We start from the raw sequence: 1,331 nt of genomic DNA on the forward strand, positions 1-1,331 counted from the left end.
CGTCGGCTTTTCTGAGGATCAATTGCGCCTGTGGACGTCCATATCTCTTGACATGTATGCTGAAAACACTGGCGTCGCCACTGACCAGTGTCGACGATCGGTGCCTTGCCCAAACGTCAGGCAGGTCCGAGGTTTCACCTAACCCCCAACCGCCTCATCCCCCGCCAACGCTTCCTAAGCGCTGTAGAGAAGAGGATTTCATCATGAAAGATCACGTAACTCCCAACCATTTTCAGGAACTGACGACCATCTATGAGGTGAGTAAGGTGCTCAGTTCGTCCATGGATCTTGAACATACCCTGAATGATGTTCTGAAGACCCTGGAAAGTCATCTGCACATCTCTCCGTCCATGATCCTTTTGCGCATGGACGAGAATTTGGTAGGGGTGATCGCCGCCACAGGTTTGTCTGCCGCGGAGATGGAGCGGGGACGTTATCGCCTGGGGGAGGGCATGGTAGGCAAGATTATGCGTGCCGGTATGCCGGTGGTGATCCCTGATGTCTCCCAGGAGCCCGCCTTCCTCCACCGCGCCTATGAGCCGGAGATCAACCAGAGATTGCATGCCTTTGTAGGGGTGCCGATTAAGGTTGGGTATGAGTGTATCGGCGTGCTCGCCATCTATCGCAGTGAGCGGCACAAGGGGGTGAGTTTCCGTTCTGATGTGCGCCTGTTGCAGATGATCGCCAATCTGGTGGGGCAGACCGTTAACCTGCATCAGGGTATCTCGGCGGAACGAAACCGTCTTTTGCAGGAAAAACATCGTCTGCAGAAGGAACTCCAGAAGCGCTACAGCATCAAGAATGTCATCGGACATAGCCGGGCCATGCAGTCCGTCTTTGCCGATGTGCACCAGGCGGCGCCGGGCAAGGCGACCGTGTTGCTGCGCGGTGAGTCGGGCACCGGCAAGGAAGTCATCGCCCGCGCCATTCACTATCTCAGTCCCCGCCGCGATAAAGCTTTTGTTTCCCTCAATTGCGCGGCGCTCCCCGAAAGTATTCTCGAATCGGAACTCTTCGGACACGAGCGCGGCGCTTTTACTGGAGCCACTCAGGAACGCAAAGGGCGTTTTGAACTGGCGGACGGCGGTACGCTGTTTCTCGACGAGATCGGGGATATCTCTCCGGCTTTTCAGGCCAAGCTCTTACGGGTGTTACAGGAGCGCGAATTCGAGCGGGTGGGCGGCACCCAGACCCGGCGGGTCGATGTGCGCATTATCACCGCCACCAATCGCAATCTCGAAGAGGCGGTAAGCAAGGGTGAGTTCCGCGCCGATCTCTACTACCGAATCAATGTCGTCAGTATCTTTTTGCCCCCACTGCGGGAGCGTCGT

The 1,331-nt window shown here is 56.7% G+C and carries 1 protein-coding gene; it reads left to right on the top strand.

Going from position 1 to position 1,331, the window contains the following annotated elements:
- Window positions 1-203 precede the first annotated feature (203 nt).
- A partial coding sequence (locus HF921_RS12790) for a sigma 54-interacting transcriptional regulator (protein ID WP_215893955.1) occupies window positions 204-1,331 on the top strand: 1,128 nt, incomplete at its 3' end.

This window comes from Acidithiobacillus ferriphilus, assembly GCF_018854775.1.
Classification (GTDB): Bacteria; Pseudomonadota; Gammaproteobacteria; order Acidithiobacillales; family Acidithiobacillaceae; genus Acidithiobacillus; species Acidithiobacillus ferriphilus.